General features: G+C 52.5%; 1 pseudogene. It reads left to right on the top strand.

Annotated elements, in window-relative coordinates:
- Positions 1-859: pseudogene (locus B9Z41_RS17085) on the top strand (hypothetical protein); the annotation flags it as partial.

The raw sequence follows: 859 nt of genomic DNA, 5'->3' as shown, positions 1-859 counted from the left end.
TATGACAAAGCAATCAGCCTAAAGCCAGACTATGCGGGTGCGCATTGGAACAAATCACTGGAACTTTTGGCTCTGGGGCAATTTAAAGAAGGTTGGAAAAGCTATGAGTGGCGTTGGAAGCACGAAGATCTTGGGTCAAAGCTTCCCAATTTCTCTCAACCCCAGTGGCTGGGTGTGGAGTCATTGCAGGGGCAAACCATCCTGCTGCACAGCGAGCAAGGCTTGGGTGACACCATCCAGTTTTGCCGCTATGCCAAGTTGGTCAAAGCCCAGGGGGCTCGTGTGGTGATGGAGATTCCCGCTGCTCTAGTGCCGTTGCTACAAGGCTTGGAAGGTGTTGATGAATTGGTGCAGAGCAGGCAAGCCCTGCCTGCGTTTGACTACCACTGTCCACTGCTGTCTTTGCCCTTGGCCTTCAAAACAGAGCTCAGCACGATCCCCTCACCAGAGCCTTACCTGCGTAGCGACAAGGCCAAGGTCAACCAATGGCGCATCAAGCTTGGCCCCAAATCCAAGCCACGCGTTGGTTTGGTGTGGAGCGGAAGTACACAGCATAAAAAAGATCACAACCGCAGCCTGAGGCTCGATGAGTTAATTCATTATTTGCCAAATAGCTTTGACTATGTGTGTCTGCAAAAGGAGATCCGAGCGGTTGATCAAGAGACGCTCAAGCAATCAAGAATCCAATACTTCGGTGATGAACTCAAAGACTTTGCAGACACGGCTGCATTGTGTGAGCTGATGGATGTGGTGATCAGCGTGGATACCAGCGTGGCACATTTGTCTGGAGCCTTGGGGCGACCGACCTGGGTGTTGCTGCCCTACGTCCCCGATTGGCGCTGGTTGTTGGACAGAGAGG

It is taken from the genome of Limnohabitans sp. JirII-31, from assembly GCF_002778315.1.
In the GTDB taxonomy this organism is placed as follows: domain Bacteria; phylum Pseudomonadota; class Gammaproteobacteria; order Burkholderiales; family Burkholderiaceae_C; genus Limnohabitans.
The sequence above is the reverse complement of the archived record's forward strand: the minus strand, read 5'-3'. Positions and strand labels throughout refer to the sequence as shown.